This window comes from Moorena sp. SIO3E8 (assembly GCF_010692445.1).
Classification (GTDB): domain Bacteria; phylum Cyanobacteriota; class Cyanobacteriia; order Cyanobacteriales; family Coleofasciculaceae; genus Moorena; species Moorena bouillonii.
In genome coordinates this window covers 1-1,454 of sequence record NZ_JAAHHM010000351.1, presented here as the reverse complement: position 1 = coordinate 1,454, position 1,454 = coordinate 1, and the positions used below count along the sequence as shown (strand labels likewise).

Annotated in this window: 1 pseudogene; it reads right to left on the bottom strand. The window is 44.8% G+C overall.

The annotated features are described in order from the left end of the window. Positions 1-1,375, bottom strand: a pseudogene (locus F6K46_RS39710) (IS66 family transposase); the annotation flags it as partial. Positions 1,376-1,454: the final 79 nt, after the last annotated feature.

Here is a 1,454-nt window from a genome sequence, read left to right as displayed (position 1 = left end):
ACTAACTGCGCTCCCCAATCACTTCTAGCCCCACCACTGACTTTTCGATGAACCACAATAGGCCGCAAAGCTCTTTCGGCATCATTGTTATCCGGTTTAACTTCTGGGTAACTCACAAAGGTGAACCACTCGTGCCAATGTCGCTCTAGTCGATTAGCCAAGCGTTGTGCGTCTGATGGCCATCCCTTCTGGGGTGGATTGTTCAAAATGTTTCGGAGTAATTCTTCGAGCACAGAGCTATACATCGCTAATTGGCAGCGATTCAATAACCCATTGTGATAATTCCGATGCTCTGCACGAGCCATCTCTAACACTTCCTCTACATCAGAAGCAAAAGGCAGATTTATCAGAAAAACGGCTACTTTTGAGGGCTTCCAAGTCTCGTTGCAAATGGGCTAGACACTTCTGTTTCGCTGAAGCTTTCACTGGAGTATAGGCACTAAAACAGTCACTACTAAGAATTCCGTCAAAGTCCTCTCCTAATAGCAGTTTGGCTTCAGCGGAACTTCGGGTAGGCGCTAACATTAACACACAGATTGTCTCGGAAGTCGCTACCCACAACCAATATTTGATGCCATCGATGCAGTAAGTAGTTTCATCAACACACCTAACTCCTGGTTGTTGGATGTAGCTTAACCATTGTTGATAGAGCGGTTCCAAGCTCTCTTGAAACCAGCGTTGCATTTTGGCTAAACTCCCCTGAGAAATCGGAACACCTAAAACATATTCCACAAAATACTCTTGTTTACGCCATGTTAGGTTGCCTCCATATCCTAACCAACCTACTACGCTACAGAGTTTACCTCCATAACTAAACCCCTCTTTGATTCCTAATGGCATTGGACTGTAACCTGACCATCCACAATTAGGGCATTGATACAAGGGGCGACGATATTCCTTGATTTCTACTGGTTGCTCTACTAGATCTGCTACTTGTTGGATTTTGATCGGAGCTTGTTCTACCTGCTGTGTTGGACTCTCACAGAGCGGACAATTTTCTAGCTCCAGAGAAATTATTTGGTCAGGTTCGCCAAATCCATTACGAGTTTTACCCGGATGATTGTACTTCGGACCGCGTTTTTTGCCTTTTTTCCTTTTACTTTTGTCACTAGGCTTTTTGAGTAAGTCCGATGAAGGGGGAACAGAACTGTTTTGGGAGGAGCGGTTTTTGAGCTTATCTCGCTCTTCCTTCAATTGTTCAATTTCTTGCTGCTGTGCCTTGAGCTGTTGTTGTTGCTCCGTGTGGCAGGCGCTGTTGAAGGGATAGCTGTTGTTGCAACTTAACTAGCCACTCAACCAGCATCACATTGAGCGTCAGCTCTCCATCAGCGACGCTCATAACTGGCTGGGAATTAAGGGTAGTAGTTGAAGTCATAACTGTTAATATACACCCAAATGCTCAATTTTCCCTCTCAGCTTGTCAATAGAGCATCTTTATTGCACTGAGCAGTTAC